Raw genomic sequence first — 16,085 nt, 5'->3', positions numbered from 1 at the left:
TCCTACAAAATGCCTTGACTGAATGGCATTAGGGCAAGCCCGCCCGCCACAAAGGCGGGGCTTACCCGACCCTTTTGGATGTTGAGTAATGAAACAGAAAAAAGCCCAATGGCCCTGGCACCTGCTGACCGTGGTCGTGCTGGTCGGCCTGGCGGGCGCCTTGTACTACGCCACGTCGCTGATGTCCTACGAATGGCGCTGGAACCGCGTACCGCAATATTTCGCCTATCAGGCCGAAACATCGCAGCGCGCGGCGGATATCTCCACCGTTGTCGAACTGGTGCGCAAAGGCGATGTGGCCGAAGTCACCCTGCGCAACGACGCGGGCACGGAGCAAAAGCTCAGCGTGGCCGACAACAGCCTGAAAGTGGCGCGCGGCGATGACGTGGCGGAAGGCGATGTAGTGGGCGTGACCCGGCAGTGGGCGCTGGGCCCGTTGATGTGGGGCTTGTGGACCACCTTGTGGCTGTCCTTCGTGTCCGGCGTGCTGGGCTTGGCGATTGGCCTGGCGACGGGCCTGTGCCGGCTGTCCAGCAACCCGACCTTGCGCGATCTGTCGACGATCTACGTCGAACTGGTGCGCGGCACGCCGCTGTTGGTGCAGATATTCATCTTCTATTTCTTTATCGGCACGGTGCTCAACCTGTCCCGGGAGTTTGCCGGGATCGCCGCGCTGTCGCTGTTCACCGGGGCCTATGTGGCGGAAATCGTCCGCGCCGGTGTGCAGTCGATCACCCGTGGCCAGAACGAAGCCGCGCGCTCGTTGGGCTTGAGTGCCAGCCAGTCGATGCGCCATGTGGTGCTGCCGCAGGCGTTCAAGCGCGTGCTGCCGCCCCTGGCCGGGCAGTTTATCAGCCTGGTGAAAGACACTTCGCTGGTGTCGGTGATCGCGATCACCGAGCTGCTCAAGAGCGGCCGCGAAGTCATCACCACTTCGTTTTCGCCGTTTGAAATCCTGTTCTGCGTGGCAGGCCTGTACCTGTTGATCAACCTGCCGCTGTCGAAAATGGCCAGCCGGCTTGAGCGGAGGCTCGCGCAAAGTGATTGAAGTCCGCGATCTGGTAAAAGTCTTCGACACCCGTGGCCATGTGGTGCGCGCGGTGGACCACGTCACCACCCAGGTCGCCAAGGGCGAAGTGCTGGTGGTGATCGGCCCGTCCGGCTCCGGCAAGTCGACCTTCCTGCGCTGCCTCAACGGCCTGGAAGAGTTCGATTCGGGGTCGGTGAGCATCGACGGCCTGCAACTGGCCGATCCGAAAACCGACGTGAACGCCTATCGCCGCGAAGTCGGCATGGTGTTCCAGCACTTCAACCTGTTCCCCCACATGACCGTGCTGGAGAACCTGTGCCTGGCGCAGAAAGTCGTGCGCAAGCGCGGCAAAAAAGAGCGTGAAGCCAAGGCCCTGGCGTTGCTGGAAAAGGTCGGCATCGCGCAAAAGGCCAACGAGTTTCCCTCGCGTCTGTCCGGTGGCCAGCAGCAGCGGGTGGCGATAGCTCGCGCGCTGGCGATGGAGCCCAAGGTGATGCTGTTCGACGAGCCCACCTCGGCCCTCGACCCGGAAATGGTCGGCGAAGTGCTCGACGTCATGAAAACCCTGGCCCTGGAAGGCATGACCATGGTCTGCGTCACTCACGAAATGGGCTTCGCCCGTGAAGTGGCGGACCGGGTGTTGTTCTTCGATCACGGCAAGCTGCTCGAAGACGCGTCCCCGGCCGAGTTCTTCGACGCGCCGAAAGACCCGCGGGCCCAGGCCTTCCTGCGCCAGGTGCTGTGAGCCTCAGAGCCTGAACTTGCCGACCAGTGTCTGCAAATCCAGGCTCAACTGGCTTAACTGAGCGCTCGCCACCGCCGTTTCTTCACTGGCGGTGGCGGTTTGCTCGGACACATCGCGCACCTTCAACACACTGCGATTGATCTCCTCGGCCACCGCGCTTTGTTCCTCGGCGGCGGCGGCAATCTGCGGGTTCATTTCCTGGATGACCGACACCGTGCGCGCAATGGCCGCCAGGGCGTCGCCGGCGTCGCGGGTCAGGCTGACGCTGTTGTCCGTCAGGCTGCGACTGCTGTCCATGATGTCCGCCACCTGCTGGGTGCCGGTATGCAGACGCAAGATCAGTCCTTCAATTTCCTCGGCCGATTCCTGCGTGCGCAGGGCCAGGCTGCGCACTTCATCGGCGACCACCGCGAAACCTTCCCCGGCACTGCCCGCGCGCGCCGCTTCGATGGCGGCGTTCAAGGCCAGCAGGTTGGTCTGCTGGGAGACTGACTTGATCACGTCGAGCACGCTGCCGATCTGTTGGCTCTCCTGCTGCAACGCCAGCATCGCCCGGCTGGACAGTGCCATTTCACTGGCCAGGTGGCCGATCTGCTCCACCGCCTGCGCAACCACTTTGTCGCCGAGGTGGGTCTGTTGGTCGGCTTCGCTCGCCGCGATCGACGCTTGCTCGGCATGCCGGGCGACCTCCTGGGCGGTGGCGAGCATTTCATTCATGGCCGTGGCCACCTGGTCGGTTTCGTCCTTTTGATTGTTGACCCCGGCGCGGGTTTGCTCAGTGACGGTGGATAGCTGCGTAGCCGCGCTGGCGATTTGCCGGGCGCTGTCGCCGATGCCGCTGATCAGGCCACGCAGGTTGCGGATCATCTGCGCCATGCTCTGCTGCAACTGGCCCAGTTCATCGCGGCGCTCCACGGCGGGGTTTTCGCTTAAGTCGCCCGCGGCAATGCGGTTGGCGACGGCCAAGGCCTCGCGCAGCGGCACGGCGATTTGCCGGGCGATCCACCAGGCCGCCAAGGCCCCCAGCAGCAGGGCGGCAAGGGTGACGCTGATCAGCAGGGTTCGGGTGTGCTGCGCTTCCCGGTCGCGTTTGAACGCCTGGCCCTGGCTGACCAGATCGCTTTGCGCCAGCAACTGATTGAGTTGTTGTTCAAAGCGGTTTTGCACGGTCTCGGTGTCGAGTTGTGCCTGCTTGAGCGTGGTCAGCAGCGCACGGTATTGCGCGAGGTCGGTTTTGAGCAGGGTGGCGTCCACGGGCAGGCTGGTGACGGCGACTTGAGCGACGTCCAGGGCGTCGAGGGCCTTGCCCACCGCTTCGGCATAGGCCTGCAACGACTCGGCGGCCCAGGCGGGGCTGCGCGCGCGATCTTCGGCCTGTTCCATGGCCTGGCGCAGATCTTCGATGGCGTCGAGCGCCTGCTGGTCTTGCTGGTCAGGCAGTTCGCTGGACAGTTGCGCGAGGGTGTCGCTGGCTTGCAGGGCGGCTTTTTGCAGCGGCGGCTGGGCGTTTTCCCGCTGTTCGATCAACGGCGGTAATTCCACCAGCACCGCTTTGAAGGCGGCTACCAGGCGTTCGGCTTCCTCGAGACGCTGCAGGTCGATCGGGTCTTTCATGTGTTTTGACAGGTAGTCGAGGTGCTGGTCGATTTTTTCGATCTGCCGCGTCATTTTGCCCAGGCTGGCCGTGTCGGTGAGCGTTCGGTACACGATGCGGTCGGCGCGCATGGCCTCCGCGTCGGCGGCCAGTTGGCCCAGCACCGTCAGGTTGCTGGAGCGGAACAGTGCGGCATTCAAGGCCTGCCAGCCTGACATGGCGATGATGAAACTGAGGACCAGCACCTGGCCAAAACCCAGGGCGAGTTTGAGTCGGACGCTGGCGTTGACCAGCAAGCGGGTCAGCCGAGGAAACATGATGAACCTCCAAATCTGAAAAAGCGCTGCGCAACAAGGCAAACGCTAAAACGATTTGGGGTGAGGGCGGGCTGATAAGCGTGTAGGAAATTTCACAAGATGCTGAAGTGCGGCGACCCGGATGGGTCGCCGCCCAGCCCGGTCAGATGCGGAAACGTCCGACCAGGGTTTGCAGGTAGATGCCCAGGCGCGCCAGTTCGGCGCTGGAGGCGGCGGTCTCTTCACTGGCCGAGGACGTCTGTTCCGACACATCGCGCACGTTCAGCACGCTGCGGTTGATCTCTTCGGCCACGGCGCTTTGTTGCTCGGCGGCAGTGGCGATCTGCGAGTTCATCGCCTGGATCGTCGATACGGTACGGGTGATGTTCGCCAGGGCGCTGCCGGCGCGGCGCGTCAATTCGACGCTGCTGTCGGTCAGCCCACGGCTGTTGTCCATGATGGTCGCCACTTGCTGGGTGCCCGTTTGCAAGCCGACGATCAGCTCTTCGATCTCTTCCGTGGATTTTTGCGTGCGCTGGGCCAGGCTGCGCACTTCATCGGCCACCACCGCGAAGCCGCGCCCGGCTTCACCGGCACGCGCTGCTTCAATCGCGGCGTTCAGCGCCAGCAGGTTGGTTTGCTGGGCCACCGACTTGATCACGTCGAGCACGCTGCCGATCTTGTCGCTTTCGCGCTTGAGATGGCCCATGGCCTCGGTGGAGTTGCCGACTTCGGTGGCCAGGCGTTCGATCTGGGCGATGGCTTCACCGACCACCTTGTCGCCTTCGCGGGCCTGCTGGTCCGCTGCCACGGCGGCTTCGGACGCTTCCTCGGCGTTGCGCGCAACTTCCTGCACGGTCGCGGCCATTTCATTCATGGCCGTGGCGACTTGGTCGGTCTCGATTTTCTGATTGTTGACCCCGGCGCTGGTCTGCTCGGTGACCGACGACAATTGCTCGGCGGCGCTGGCGATCTGGGTGACGCCGTCGCTGATGCCGCCGATCAATTCGCGCAGGCCTACAGTCATGCTTTGCATGGCCCGTTGCAGTTGGCCCAGTTCGTCCTGGCGCGTGGACGTCAGGTCGTGGCTCAGGTCGCCGGAGGCAACGCGCTCGGCCACCTTGAGGGTCTGATTCAGCGGGATGACGATCTGACGCGTGATCGCCCAGGCGGCCACCAGGCCAAAGATCAATGCCAGCACGGTGGCCAGCAGGAGCAGGTACTTGGCCTGGGCGGCATCGGTGTCGCGCACAGCGGTCTGGGAAATCGTCAGTTTATCGCTGCGGTTCAGCAGGACATCGCCTTGCGCGCTCATGGTTTTGAGTGCGACGGCGGTGGCCACCTGGGAATCGCGGAACTGGCTGACGGCGGCGCGATAGGCTTGCAGCGAGACACTGGCCTGCTGCAGGTTGGCCTGGTATTGCTCCTGCAATGAGCCTTGCAGTTCAGTGATCTTCTTCAGCGCGTTGTCGATGGCGTCGAGCGCGGGTTGCTCAGCCTCGACCTTGCCGCTGTAGGTGTAACCGCGGACCTGGAAGCGCGCTTGCTGGATCAGCTTGCTCAGGTCGACCACGCTATTGAACTGGGTGACGCTGTCGCTTTGCAGCAGGGATTTCTCGACTTCAGTCACCTTGAGCACCGCATTGTCGGCGGTATTGCCCAGCTTGCTGCGCGCATCTTCGCGGCTTGCGCCGGCTTGCGCCATATCGCTGAATGCGCGCTTGTATTGCTCCACGGCGGCCAATTGCTCATCGATCAGGGCGATGTCGGCAGGTTGTTCGATCAGCGTGCGGGCGGTCTTCATGCCGCTGTCCAGGCGGTTCAGCAGCTCGCTGACGGCCGCCGTGCCTTGTTCGCCACGGCGCATTTCATAGTCCAGGCGGGCGATACGCAGGTCTTTGGTCAAGACATTGAGGCTGGAGATATACCCCAGTTTGTCGCCGCGGCTGGCCACATCGCCCAGGCCGGTCCAGCCGGTGAAGGTGATCAACAAGGTGAGGAGCAACACCAGGCCAAAGCCTACGCCCAGTTTGTGGTTGACGCTGACATTCCCCAGCTTTTCGGCTAACCAACGATGCATGCTGCGAACTCCCGTGGAACAAGGCTTGGACTTATTCGACGGTTATCGGCAGCGCAGCAAGAATCTGTAGGAATTGGTTGGCTAGAACAGCCGGGCGAGCAGGGCGGTGACGGCGGTTTCCACGCGCAGGATGCGCGCGCCCAGTTGCACCGGTTGCAAGCCGGCCTTGCTCAGCAGGTCTACCTCATAGGGAATCCAGCCGCCTTCCGGGCCGATGGCCAGGGTTACCGGCTCGTCCAGACCGCGCGGGCACGGCGGGTAATCGCCGGGATGGCCGATCAGGCCGAGGGTGCCTGCGGTCATGGCGGGCAGGCGGTCTTCGACGAAGGGCTTGAAGCGTTTTTCGATGACGATTTCCGGCAGCACTGTGTCGCGCGCCTGTTCCAGGCCGAGGATCAATTGCTCGCGAATCGCCTCGGGCTCCAGGAAGGGGGTTTGCCAGAAGCTCTTTTCCACGCGGTAGCTGTTGACCAGCACGACCTTCGGCACGCCCATGGCGGCGACGGTCTGCAGCACCCGGCGCAGCATTTTCGGGCGTGGCAGGGCCAGCAGCAGGGTCAGCGGCAGTTTGGCCGGCGGCGGCAGGTCGAAGGCCACTTGCAGCTCGGCTTCGTGGGCTTCCAGGCGCAGCACTTGGGCATTGCCCATCAGCCCGCCGATACGCCCGACCCGCAGGTTGTCGCCCGCCGTCGCGCGGTGGACGTCCTGCATATGCACCAGGCGCCGGTCACGCAGGACCACCCGGTCGGCCGCGATAAAGTCGGCCTCTTCAAGCAGCAACAGGTTCACGGCTGGGTCGCTGGCGGCTGGTCGTTGTCGTCGGCGGCTTGGTCGTCGGGGTGTTCGCCACGCTTGGTGATCAGGCTGCTGAACAGGATGCCGATCTCGAACAGCATCCACATCGGCACGGCCAGCAGGGTCTGGGAGAAGATGTCCGGCGGGGTCAGGATCATGCCGACCACGAAGCAGCCGATGACCACGTAGGGACGGATCTTCTTCAGGTACTGCACGTTGACCACGCCGATCCACACCAGCAACACCACGGCCACCGGAATTTCGAAGGCCACGCCGAAGGCGAAGAACAGCGTCATCACGAAGTCGAGGTAGCTGGTGATGTCGGTCATCATCTCCACGCCGGCCGGGGTGGCGGCGGCGAAGAATTTGAAGATCAGCGGGAACACCAGGAAGTAAGCGAACGCCATGCCGGTGTAGAACAGCAGGATGCTCGACACCAGCAACGGCACCGCGATGCGCTTCTCATGCTTGTACAGGCCGGGGGCGATGAACCCCCAGATCTGGTGCAGGATCACCGGGATCGCCAGGAACAGCGAGACCATCATCGTCAGCTTCAACGGCGTCAGGAACGGCGACGACACGTCGGTGGCGATCATCGTCGCGCCGGCCGGCAGGTAATGGCGCAGTGGCGTGGAGACGAAGGTGTAGATCTGCTGGGTAAAGGCGAACAGCCCGGCAAAGATCACGAAGATCGCCGCCACGCAACGCAGCAGGCGGGTACGCAGCTCGGTGAGGTGTGAGACCAGTGGCATGTGCTGGTCGTTTTCCGGTTTATCAGCGCTCATGGGGCTCGCGGCGGCAATGTAGGGTCATGGGGAGCGGGCGGCGCGGTTGGCGTCGGCGCTGGCTCGGTTGGAGCGGTCGGGGTAGCGGGCGCTGCTTCAACAACGGGCGTGGGCGCAATGCTGTGTTCGGCCACCGGTGTCACTGGCTTTGCCTGCTCCTGCACCGGCGTCAGAATATTGCGCGCCTCCTGCTCCAACGACAGGATGTGTTCGTTGTGCAGTTGGCGGCGGATTTCGTCGGCGCCGATTTCCCGTTCAACTTCCTGTTTGATGGCGTTGAAACTGCGTTTCAGACGCCCGATCCACAAACCGGCCGTGCGCGCGGCGCCGGGCAGGCGTTCCGGCCCGAGTACCAGCAAGGCCACGAGGCCGACGAGCAGCAGTTCAGAGAAGCTGATACCAAACATTAGTCAGTGCTCACGAGTCTTTGCGGATCGGCTCTTCGACTTTTTCAGCCTGCACGTCGAAGGTGCGACGCTCGGTGATCGGCTGGGTCGCCTGCGGGTGGACCGGTTGGGCCGGCGGCACCGGGTTGGCGGCGGGTTCGGCGGGTTTTTCGTCGTCGTTCATGGCCTTGCGAAAGCCCTTGATCGACTCGCCCACGTCGGTGCCGAGGTTTTTCAGTTTCTTGGTGCCAAATACCAGAACGACCACCACCAAGATGACGATCCAATGTTTCCAGTCAAAAATGCCCATGCTGCAATTCCTCTGTAAAAGTTATTCAGGCGGACGGGCGCGAGGCCTTTTCGGCATGCCCGGACAAGCCGAAGCGACGGTCCAGTTCATCCAGCACGGCCTGCGGATGCTGCCCCAGTTGGGCGAGCATGACCAGGCTGTGGAACCATAGGTCGGCGGTTTCGTAGATCACATCGCTGCAGTCGCCGCTGATCTCGGCATCCTTGGCGGCGATGATGGTCTCGACGGATTCTTCGCCGAGTTTTTCCAGGATCTTGTTCAGGCCCTTGTGGTACAGGCTGGCGACGTAGGAGCTTTCGGCATCCGCGCCTTTGCGCTCTTCCAGCACCTGGGCCACACGGTTCAGGGTATCGCTCATGTTCAGTGTCCTGCCGAATAAATGGCGTGCGGGTCTTTGAGTACCGGCTCCACAACCTTCCACTCGCCGTTCTCGAACACGCGATAGAAGCAACTGTGGCGGCCGGTGTGGCAGGCGATGCCGCCGATCTGCTCGACCTTGAGGATCACCACGTCGGCGTCGCAGTCCAGGCGTATCTCGTGCAGGGTTTGCACGTGCCCGGACTCTTCGCCCTTGCGCCACAGTTTGCCACGCGAACGTGACCAGTAAATGGCGCGCTGCTCAGCGGCGGTGAGGCTCAGGGCCTCGCGGTTCATCCAGGCCATCATCAGCACGCGCCCGGTCTTGTAGTCCTGGGCAATGGCCGGCACCAGGCCGTCACTGTCCCACTTGATCTCATCCAGCCAGTCTTTCATCTTCGACTCCGGCAATTTGCGACAGTGTATAACCGGATTGGCTACCGACGCACGATCAGATAAACACCCACGGCGACTATGATGCCGGCCGGCCAGTGGCCCAGTTGATTCAGCGGCCCGCCGATAGCCAGCATCACCCCGCCGACCAGATGCGCGGCGCCCAGCAGGCGCAGGAACCAGTCGTCCTTGCGCGTGTGCCACGGCGGCGTCGGGTCTTTGGCGTGGGGCTGGGACATGCGTTCCAGCAGGTCGCGGGTCATGTTGGCCAGGTGCGGCAGTTGCTCCACCTGGCTCTGCAGGTTGCCCAGCAGGGTTTTCGGGCTGACCCGCTCGCGCATCCAGCGTTCGAGGAACGGCTGGGCGGTGTTCCACAGGTCGAGGTCGGGGTACAGCTGGCGGCCCAGGCCTTCAATGTTCAGCAGGGTTTTCTGCAGCAGCACCAACTGCGGCTGCACTTCCATATTGAAGCGCCGCGCGGTCTGGAACAGGCGCATCAGCACCTGGCCGAAGGAAATGTCTTTCAGCGGTTTTTCGAAGATCGGCTCGCACACGGTGCGGATCGCCGCTTCGAATTCGTTGAGCTTGGTTTCCGCCGGCACCCAACCCGAATCGATGTGCAACTGCGCCACGCGGCGGTAGTCGCGCTTGAAGAAGGCGAACAGGTTGCGCGCCAGGTAGTCCTGGTCTTCCGGGGTCAGGCTGCCGACGATGCCGCAGTCGATCGCAATGTACTGCGGGCTCCACGGGTTGAGGGTGCTGACGAAGATATTGCCGGGGTGCATGTCGGCATGGAAGAAACTGTCGCGGAACACCTGGGTGAAGAAGATCTCCACGCCGCGCTCGGCGAGCATCTTCATGTTGGTGCGCTGGTCGGCCAGGGTCGCGAGGTCGGTGACCTGCACGCCGTAGATGCGCTCCATCACCAACACTTTCGGGCGGCACCAGTCCCAATACACTTGCGGCACATACAGCAGCGGTGAGCCTTCAAAGTTGCGCTTGAGCTGGCTGGCGTTGGCCGCTTCGCGCAGCAGGTCGAGTTCGTCGTAGATGGTTTTTTCGTAGTCGGCGACCACGTCCACCGGGTGCAACAGGCGCGCGTCGGCGGAGAAGCGTTCGGCGGCGCGGGCGAGAATGAACAGCCACGCCAGGTCTTGGCCGATGATCGGCTTGAGGCCCGGGCGAATCACCTTCACCACCACTTCTTCGCCGGTCTTGAGCTGCGCCGCATGCACTTGCGCCACCGAGGCCGAGGCCAGGGGCTCGACGTCGAAACGGCTGAACACGTCGCTGATCTTCCGGCCCAACTGCTCTTCGATCAGCTTCATCGACTGCTGCGAATCGAACGGCGGCACGCGGTCCTGCAGCAGCATCAGTTCGTCGGCGATGTCTTCGGGCAGCAGGTCGCGACGGGTCGAGAGGATCTGCCCGAACTTGATAAAGATCGGCCCCAGATCCTGCAAGGCCAGGCGCAGGCGCGCGCCACGGCTCAGGTCCAGCGGCTTGCGCGGGAACCAGCGCCACGGCAACACATAGCGCACGGCAAGCAGGAACCACGGCAACGGCAGGGCGAACAGCAGGTCATCAAGGCGGTAGCGGATTACGACGCGCTGGATACGGAACAAACGGCGGACGGCGAGCAGCTTCATGCGTTATCGCTTGGATCAAGGGAACGGCTCAGGCGCTCGAAGCGGGCCTCAAGGCGTTCCAGGTCGATTTTGGCCTTGTCGAGTTCACGAAAGCGCGCTTGCGCTTCCCGTTGTCCGACCAGGGTGCGCGATTCTTCGCTCAGGTATTCGGCGAGGTTCTGGTTGAGGCTGGCGAACCCCTGCTGGTACCAGCGCGTGCGACTGCGCAGGTGGCCGCTGATCAACTGGGTGGGCACGGGGCCGATCCAGCGCGACAGTTCGTATTCCCAGTCCAGTTCCAGGTCCTGCAGCACGGCGGCCAGGTCCATCAGCACCGCGCTGTCGCCTTCCAGCGCCACTTCGGGGCCGTGGAGGATGGCGGTCTTGTTGCGGCTCAGCGCCAGGTGCAACAGGCTCGAGGCCGGCGCACGCAGGGTGCAGTCGGCCTCGGCGGCCCAATGGGTCGCGAGCAACAGGCCTTCGTCGCTGGGCAGGATAAACAGCTGCAAGGCGGGGTTCGTGCAGTCGACGGCGATGATCTTGCCGTTCAAGTGCGCCAGCCGCGCCAAGGCGGTGCTGTCCAGGCGCAGCACGCGGTTGACGCCGTGTTCGACGCTGGCGAGCAGGCCTTGGAACAGCATCAGGGCTTGATGCCGCGGTGCAGGGCGACGATGCCCGAGGTCATGTTGTGGTAGGTCACGCGGTCGAAACCGGCGTCCACCATCATCGACTTCAGGGTTTCCTGGTCGGGGTGCATGCGGATCGATTCGGCCAGGTAGCGATAGCTCTCGGCGTCGTTGGTGATCAGCTTGCCCATCAACGGCATGAAGGCGAACGAGTAGGTGTCGTAGACCTTGGACATCAGCGCGTTGGTCGGCTTGGAGAACTCCAGCACCAACAGCCGGCCACCGGGCTTGAGCACGCGCAGCATCGAGCGGATCGCGTCTTCCTTGTGGGTCACGTTGCGCAGGCCGAAGGCGATGGTCACGCAGTCGAAATGGTTGTCGGGGAACGGCAGCTTTTCCGCATCGGCCTGGACGAATTCGATATTGCCGGCCACGCCTTTGTCGAGCAGGCGATCGCGGCCGACCTTGAGCATCGAGCCGTTGATATCCGCCAGCACCACCTGGCCGGTCGGGCCGACCAGCTTGGAGAACTTGGCCGCCAGGTCGCCCGTGCCGCCAGCGATGTCCAGCACACGGTTGCCGGTACGCACGCCCGACAATTCGATGGTGAAGCGCTTCCACAGGCGGTGCATGCCGCCGGACAGCACGTCGTTCATCAGGTCGTACTTGGCCGCAACGGAGTGGAACACTTCAGCGACTTTCTGCGCTTTCTGGCTTTCCGGGACGTTCTTGAAGCCGAAGTGAGTGGTGGGTTCGGCATCGCTGCCTTTGCGCTGATCAGTCATATCGCTGTCACCAAAAGAGAATGCGGGACATGATAATCCCCAAGGCCTGCTTTGTCTTGGCAAGGCTGAAGGTAAGATAGGTGCTCACCGAGACCTTTTGCCGCATGGCAGGTGTTCAAGTCGTTATAAAGAGGAGTCGTTGCAATGGCCCGTATCACTGTTGAACGTGCACACACCCTGGGTAAAGAAGGCGCACGGGCGAAGGCCGAGAAGCTGGCACAGAAACTCCAGGATCAATATGGCCTGGAGCCTTCGTGGTCTGGCGATACGTTGAACCTCAAGCGTTCGGGGGTTAAAGGCACGGTGCAGGTTGCCGCTGATCTGTTGCGTATCGATGTGGAACTGGGCCTGCTGATGTCGGCCATGAGTGGCACCATCAAGACTGAAATCGAGAAAGCCCTGGATAAAGCCTTGGCCTGATCCGACTGTTGTTAGGGTGCCGATTCTAATTTTTCTGCCTACTTTGTGCCCAAGCCCTCAACTTCTGCGGGCCGTTCCTCCACCCTTTTTGCGTGAGGTGTTCCATGGCCAAAGTTACCCTGAAGAAAAAAATCGACGCCCCGAGCCACGCCCTGGACGAGGTTAAAACCTATGCCCGCAAGATCTGGCTGGCAGGCCTGGGCGCCTATGCCAGGGTCGGAAACGAGGGTGGCGCGTACTTCAAAGAGCTGGTAAAGACCGGGCAACATGTTGAAAGTAAAGGTAAAAAAGTTGCGGTTGAACAACTTGATGCTGCCAACAGTCAGATTGACCAAGTAAAGAGTAATCTCTCCAGCGTCAAAGGCCGGGTTGAAGTTCAACTGGATAAAGTTGAAAAAGCTTTTGACACTCGTGTTGCAAGTGCCTTGAATCGAATCGGCATTGCGTCTAAACATGACGTGGAGACACTCTCTGCTAAGCTCGAAGAGCTGACGGCATTGCTCGAACGTGTCGCGCGTAAACACTAAGGAGACATCGGGATGGCTGTTAAAAAGACTACTCAGAAAGAAGGCAGCTCGTGGGTCGGGAAAGTTGAAGAATATTCCCGCAAGATCTGGCTGGCTGGTTTAGGCGTTTACTCGAAGATCGACAGTGACGGCAGCAAACTCTTCGAGACGTTGGTTAAAGACGGCGAGAAGGCCGAGAAGTTGACCAAAAGCACCGTGGGTAAAAAAGTCGATGCGGCCAAGGCCAGCGCCGGTTCCGCCAAGTCGAGCATTTCCGAGACTTGGAACAAGTTGGAAGAAACTTTCGACAAGCGCCTTAACAGTGCGATTTCGCGACTGGGCGTACCCAGCCGTGCTGAAGTGAAAGCACTGCACAGCAAGGTCGAGACCCTGACCAAACAAATCGAAAAACTCACCGGTGCCAAAGTCGCCCCGGTGAAGGCTGCTGCGTCCAAGCCTGCCGCTAAAACCGCTGCCGCCAAACCGGCTGCGAAAACGGCCGCCAAGCCACTGGTCAAAGCCGCCGCCAAGCCGGCTGCCAAACCTGCGGCCAAAGCGCCAGCCAAAGCCGTGGCTAAACCTGCGGCCAAGCCAGCGGCGAAAGTTGCAGCGGCCAAACCTGCGGCCAAACCTGCCGCTAAACCAGTGGCCGCTAAAGCCGCTGCCAAGCCTGCTGCCAAACCCGCCGCTAAAGCGGTCGCCGCCAAACCTGCAGCGGCCAAACCTGCCGCCGCGAAGAAGCCGGTCGCCGCGAAAAAGCCCGCAGCAGCGAAGCCGGCCGTGGCCGCCAAGCCTGCGCCTGCGGCACTCGCCGCTTCCAGCGCCAACTCGGCAGCCGCGCCGACCGCTGCGCCTGCACCGACTGCCGCATCGGTAACCCCGACGCCATCCAGTCAGTCCTGATCTTTTCGGGGCACCTGAAAAAACGCCCGGCCTGTGAAGGTCGGGCGTTTTTATGATCGGTCAGTCCATTCGATTGCCGCACGGTTCTCGCGCAGTGCCTGTAAGGCACACGTTTAACCCGGATCGTCCATATAGCGCAGCGCCAGGCGCTCCGTGGTTTCCCGCGCCGCTGGCAACAGGTGCGGCGCGACCAGCATCATGATCTGGTAGACCACCACCTGCACCTCGCCTTCACGGTCGAGAATGCGTTGGTAGTCCAGGGAAAACAGCAGGGTCATGGTGATCTGCTCCACCAACTGGCCCAGCGCCTGGGTGCTGCTGACCAACTGCCCCGCCGCCTGCAGCCGTGCGAGTAATGACGCCAGGGTGCGCTTGAGCGCCGTGAGCAGGTGGCGAATGCCCCTTGCCAGTTTCGGCAGGCGTCCCGCCAGGTTCGACAGGTCCTGGAACAGGAACCGGTAATGGGCCATGCGCTCGACGATCAGGTGCAGGAACAGCCAGTAATCCTGGGCCTCCAGTTGCGCGCCCGGCGGTGGGTCGAGCAGGGGCGCCAGCTCACTCTGGAAACGCTCGAACAGCCCGAGCACCAGCGGTTCCTTGCCATGGAAGTGGTAGTAGAGATTGCCGGGGCTGATCCCCATTTCATTGGCCACCTCCATGGTCGACACGTTCGGTTCGCCCTTGTGGTTGAACAACAGCAGGGCACATTCAAGGATACGGTCGCGGGTTTTCATCCGGTCTTCTTAAATAGGATCGTTGAGCTCAGCGGACCCGCACGTATGTGCCTGGCGCTGCTTCCATCGGTGGGTAATTCTGGTTGCCCAGGGCGGTGAGGGTTTCGCGTTGTACGCCCGAGCGCGCTTGAATCCACGCCAGCCACTCGGGCCACCAGCTGCCTTCGACGTGGCTGGCGTCGTAGTACCAGGCGCGTGGGTCGCTGCTCAGCTTGAGGTTCTCGACGTAGTTGGCCTTGGGGTTGCCCGGCGGGTTGAGGATGCTCTGGATATGCCCGCTGTTGGACAGCACGAAGCGCCGCTCGCCGCCCAGCAACTGCGTGGAGCGGTACACCGCGTCCCATGGCGTGATGTGGTCGTTGATCCCGGCCACGCTGAAGCTGTCCACCGTGACCTTCTGCAAGTCGATGGGCGTGCCGCACACTTCCAGGCCACCGGGATGGCTCAGCGGGTTGTGTTTGAAGAAGTCCAGCAGGTCGCCATGCAGGGCGGCGGGTAGGCGCGTGTTGTCGTTGTTCCAGTACAGGATGTCGAAGGCCGGCGGTTCCTTGCCCAGCAGGTAGTTATTGATCCAGTAGTTCCAGATCAGGTCGTTGGGGCGCATCCAGGCAAATACCTTGGCCATGTCGCGACCGTCCAGCACGCCTTGCTGGTAGGAGCGGCGCTTGGCGGCTTCCAGGGTTTGCTCGTCGGCGAACAGGGTGGCGGGGCTGTCGATCTGGCTGTCGAGCAGGCTCACCAGATAGCTGGCGCTGGCGACGCGGCGCAACTGGCGCTTGGCTTGCAGGTGGCCTTGCAGCGCGGCGATGGTCAGGCCGCCGGCACAGGCGCCCATCAGGTTGACCTCGCGGGCGCCGGTGATTGCGCGGCAGACGTTGAGTGCTTCCTCCAGCGCGGCCACGTAGGTGGACAGGCCCCATTCGCGGTGGCGCACATCCGGGTTGCGCCAGCTGACGATGAAGGTCTGCAGGCTGTTTTTCAGGGCGTACTGCACGAAGCTGTTGGCCGGGCTCAGGTCGAAGATGTAGTACTTGTTGATTTGCGGCGGCACGATCAACAGGGGCTTGGCGTACTGCTTTTCGCTCATGGGCTTGTACTGGATCAGCTCCAGCAGTTCATTGCGAAACACCACCGAGCCTGGCGTGGTGGCGACGGTCTTGCCCACTTCAAAGGCGTGCTTGCTGACCTGGCGCGGCAGGCCGTTGTTGTGCAGCATGTCTTCGAACAGGTTGCTCACGCCGCGCACCACGCTGTTACCGCCGGAGTTGAGCAGTTCCTTGATGGCCAACGGGTTGAGCAAGGTGTTGGAGGGCGATACCGCATCGTTGATCAGGGTGAACGCGAAGTGCGCGCGGGCGCGGTCATCGGCGCTCAGGGTGCTGTCATCGATCCAGCTGCGGGTTTGCTTCTGCCAGCTCAGGTACGCCTGCAGGCTGCGTCGGTACAGCGGGTTGAGGGCCCAGGTCGGGTCGATGAAGCGGCTGTCGTGGGGGTTGGGTTCATGCACGGTTTCGCCCAGCAGCACGCGCCCCAATTGACCGCCCAGGGCCAGGGCATGACGAGCGGTATGCACCGGGTTGCGCAAGCCGTGGGCGGCGACGCTGCGCAGGGTCGACAGCAAGTCCCGGCCGCGCAGGCCGGTGATCGCATTTTGCGCATTGATGAACACGGCAGGGGTGGGCGCCGGGTTCGTCACGGGTCGTTCTCGCATG

General features: G+C 62.5%; 18 protein-coding genes and 1 pseudogene. 5 read left to right on the top strand and 14 right to left on the bottom strand.

What is annotated here, in order from left to right:
* Positions 1 to 88 precede the first annotated feature (88 nt).
* Both C5F70_RS22740 and C5F70_RS22735 read left to right on the top strand, forming a co-directional pair.
* Complete coding sequence (locus tag C5F70_RS22740) at positions 89 to 1,048, top strand: amino acid ABC transporter permease (RefSeq protein WP_017849893.1); 960 nt, start codon at positions 89 to 91, stop codon at positions 1,046 to 1,048.
* Positions 1,041 to 1,775, top strand: coding sequence for an amino acid ABC transporter ATP-binding protein (locus C5F70_RS22735; protein ID WP_017849892.1), 735 nt, complete (start codon positions 1,041 to 1,043; stop codon positions 1,773 to 1,775). Before C5F70_RS22740 ends, C5F70_RS22735 begins: the two co-directional genes overlap by 8 nt.
* A 3-nt stretch (positions 1,776 to 1,778) precedes the next feature.
* Here C5F70_RS22735 and C5F70_RS22730 read toward each other — a convergent pair whose 3' ends face one another.
* From C5F70_RS22730 to ubiE, 12 genes and pseudogenes are all read right to left on the bottom strand, one after another.
* The gene (locus C5F70_RS22730; protein WP_104904090.1) at positions 1,779 to 3,686 is read right to left on the bottom strand and encodes a methyl-accepting chemotaxis protein; all 1,908 of its coding nucleotides are present in this window, start codon (positions 3,684 to 3,686) and stop codon (positions 1,779 to 1,781) included.
* Positions 3,687 to 3,828: 142 nt separating this feature from the next.
* The gene (locus tag C5F70_RS31635) at positions 3,829 to 4,533 is read right to left on the bottom strand and encodes a methyl-accepting chemotaxis protein (RefSeq protein WP_371920079.1); all 705 of its coding nucleotides are present in this window, start codon (positions 4,531 to 4,533) and stop codon (positions 3,829 to 3,831) included.
* Between the two features lie 201 nt (positions 4,534 to 4,734).
* Positions 4,735 to 5,745 (bottom strand): annotated as a pseudogene (locus tag C5F70_RS31630) (methyl-accepting chemotaxis protein); the annotation flags it as partial.
* Positions 5,746 to 5,826: 81 nt separating this feature from the next.
* Complete coding sequence (locus tag C5F70_RS22720) at positions 5,827 to 6,534, bottom strand: 16S rRNA (uracil(1498)-N(3))-methyltransferase (RefSeq protein ID WP_046490843.1); 708 nt, start codon at positions 6,532 to 6,534, stop codon at positions 5,827 to 5,829.
* Positions 6,531 to 7,325, bottom strand: a complete 795-nt coding sequence (tatC, locus tag C5F70_RS22715) for a twin-arginine translocase subunit TatC (protein WP_017849888.1) — start codon at positions 7,323 to 7,325, stop codon at positions 6,531 to 6,533. Before tatC ends, C5F70_RS22720 begins: the two co-directional genes overlap by 4 nt.
* The gene (gene tatB, locus C5F70_RS22710; RefSeq protein WP_017849887.1) at positions 7,322 to 7,732 is read right to left on the bottom strand and encodes a Sec-independent protein translocase protein TatB; all 411 of its coding nucleotides are present in this window, start codon (positions 7,730 to 7,732) and stop codon (positions 7,322 to 7,324) included. The genes tatC and tatB overlap by 4 nt, the downstream gene beginning before the upstream one ends.
* A 10-nt stretch (positions 7,733 to 7,742) precedes the next feature.
* Positions 7,743 to 8,021 (bottom strand): twin-arginine translocase TatA/TatE family subunit, encoded by a 279-nt coding sequence (locus tag C5F70_RS22705; protein ID WP_017849886.1) that lies wholly within the window; start codon positions 8,019 to 8,021, stop codon positions 7,743 to 7,745.
* A 25-nt stretch (positions 8,022 to 8,046) separates the two neighbouring features.
* Complete coding sequence (locus C5F70_RS22700) at positions 8,047 to 8,379, bottom strand: phosphoribosyl-ATP diphosphatase (RefSeq protein ID WP_017849885.1); 333 nt, start codon at positions 8,377 to 8,379, stop codon at positions 8,047 to 8,049.
* A gap of 2 nt (positions 8,380 to 8,381) precedes the next feature.
* Positions 8,382 to 8,774: a phosphoribosyl-AMP cyclohydrolase gene (gene hisI, locus C5F70_RS22695; protein WP_017849884.1), complete on the bottom strand. Its 393-nt coding sequence runs from the start codon at positions 8,772 to 8,774 to the stop codon at positions 8,382 to 8,384.
* Positions 8,775 to 8,815: 41 nt separating this feature from the next.
* Complete coding sequence (ubiB, locus tag C5F70_RS22690; protein ID WP_104904089.1) at positions 8,816 to 10,420, bottom strand: ubiquinone biosynthesis regulatory protein kinase UbiB; 1,605 nt, start codon at positions 10,418 to 10,420, stop codon at positions 8,816 to 8,818.
* A complete protein-coding gene (locus tag C5F70_RS22685) occupies positions 10,417 to 11,040 on the bottom strand; it encodes an SCP2 domain-containing protein (protein ID WP_104904088.1) in 624 nt (207 codons plus the stop codon). Before C5F70_RS22685 ends, ubiB begins: the two co-directional genes overlap by 4 nt.
* Positions 11,040 to 11,810, bottom strand: a complete 771-nt coding sequence (gene ubiE, locus C5F70_RS22680; protein WP_017849881.1) for a bifunctional demethylmenaquinone methyltransferase/2-methoxy-6-polyprenyl-1,4-benzoquinol methylase UbiE — start codon at positions 11,808 to 11,810, stop codon at positions 11,040 to 11,042. Before ubiE ends, C5F70_RS22685 begins: the two co-directional genes overlap by 1 nt.
* A gap of 144 nt (positions 11,811 to 11,954) precedes the next feature.
* On the opposite strand from ubiE, the gene C5F70_RS22675 reads away from it, so the two are divergent.
* The 3 genes from C5F70_RS22675 to C5F70_RS22665 all read left to right on the top strand — a co-directional run bounded on the left by C5F70_RS22675 (position 11,955) and on the right by C5F70_RS22665 (position 13,639).
* Positions 11,955 to 12,230, top strand: a complete 276-nt coding sequence (locus tag C5F70_RS22675) for a polyhydroxyalkanoic acid system family protein (RefSeq protein WP_017849879.1) — start codon at positions 11,955 to 11,957, stop codon at positions 12,228 to 12,230.
* Between the two features lie 104 nt (positions 12,231 to 12,334).
* Entirely contained in the window at positions 12,335 to 12,757 is a 423-nt protein-coding gene (locus C5F70_RS22670) for a phasin family protein (RefSeq protein ID WP_046384976.1), read from the top strand.
* A 12-nt stretch (positions 12,758 to 12,769) separates the two neighbouring features.
* Positions 12,770 to 13,639 carry a phasin family protein gene (locus tag C5F70_RS22665; RefSeq protein ID WP_017849877.1) on the top strand — a complete coding sequence of 290 codons (870 nt, stop codon included), beginning with the start codon at positions 12,770 to 12,772 and terminating at the stop codon, positions 13,637 to 13,639.
* A 113-nt stretch (positions 13,640 to 13,752) separates the two neighbouring features.
* Here C5F70_RS22665 and C5F70_RS22660 read toward each other — a convergent pair whose 3' ends face one another.
* Together C5F70_RS22660 and phaC are read right to left on the bottom strand one after the other, a co-directional pair.
* Positions 13,753 to 14,373, bottom strand: coding sequence for a TetR/AcrR family transcriptional regulator (locus C5F70_RS22660; protein ID WP_017849876.1), 621 nt, complete (start codon positions 14,371 to 14,373; stop codon positions 13,753 to 13,755).
* A 28-nt stretch (positions 14,374 to 14,401) separates the two neighbouring features.
* Positions 14,402 to 16,084: a class II poly(R)-hydroxyalkanoic acid synthase gene (gene phaC / locus C5F70_RS22655; RefSeq protein ID WP_104904087.1), complete on the bottom strand. Its 1,683-nt coding sequence runs from the start codon at positions 16,082 to 16,084 to the stop codon at positions 14,402 to 14,404.
* Position 16,085: the final 1 nt, after the last annotated feature.

The sequence above is a fragment of the Pseudomonas sp. LH1G9 genome (assembly GCF_002949975.1).
Taxonomy (GTDB): Bacteria; Pseudomonadota; Gammaproteobacteria; order Pseudomonadales; family Pseudomonadaceae; genus Aquipseudomonas; species Aquipseudomonas veronii.
The sequence above is the reverse complement of the archived record's forward strand: the minus strand, read 5'-3'. Positions and strand labels throughout refer to the sequence as shown.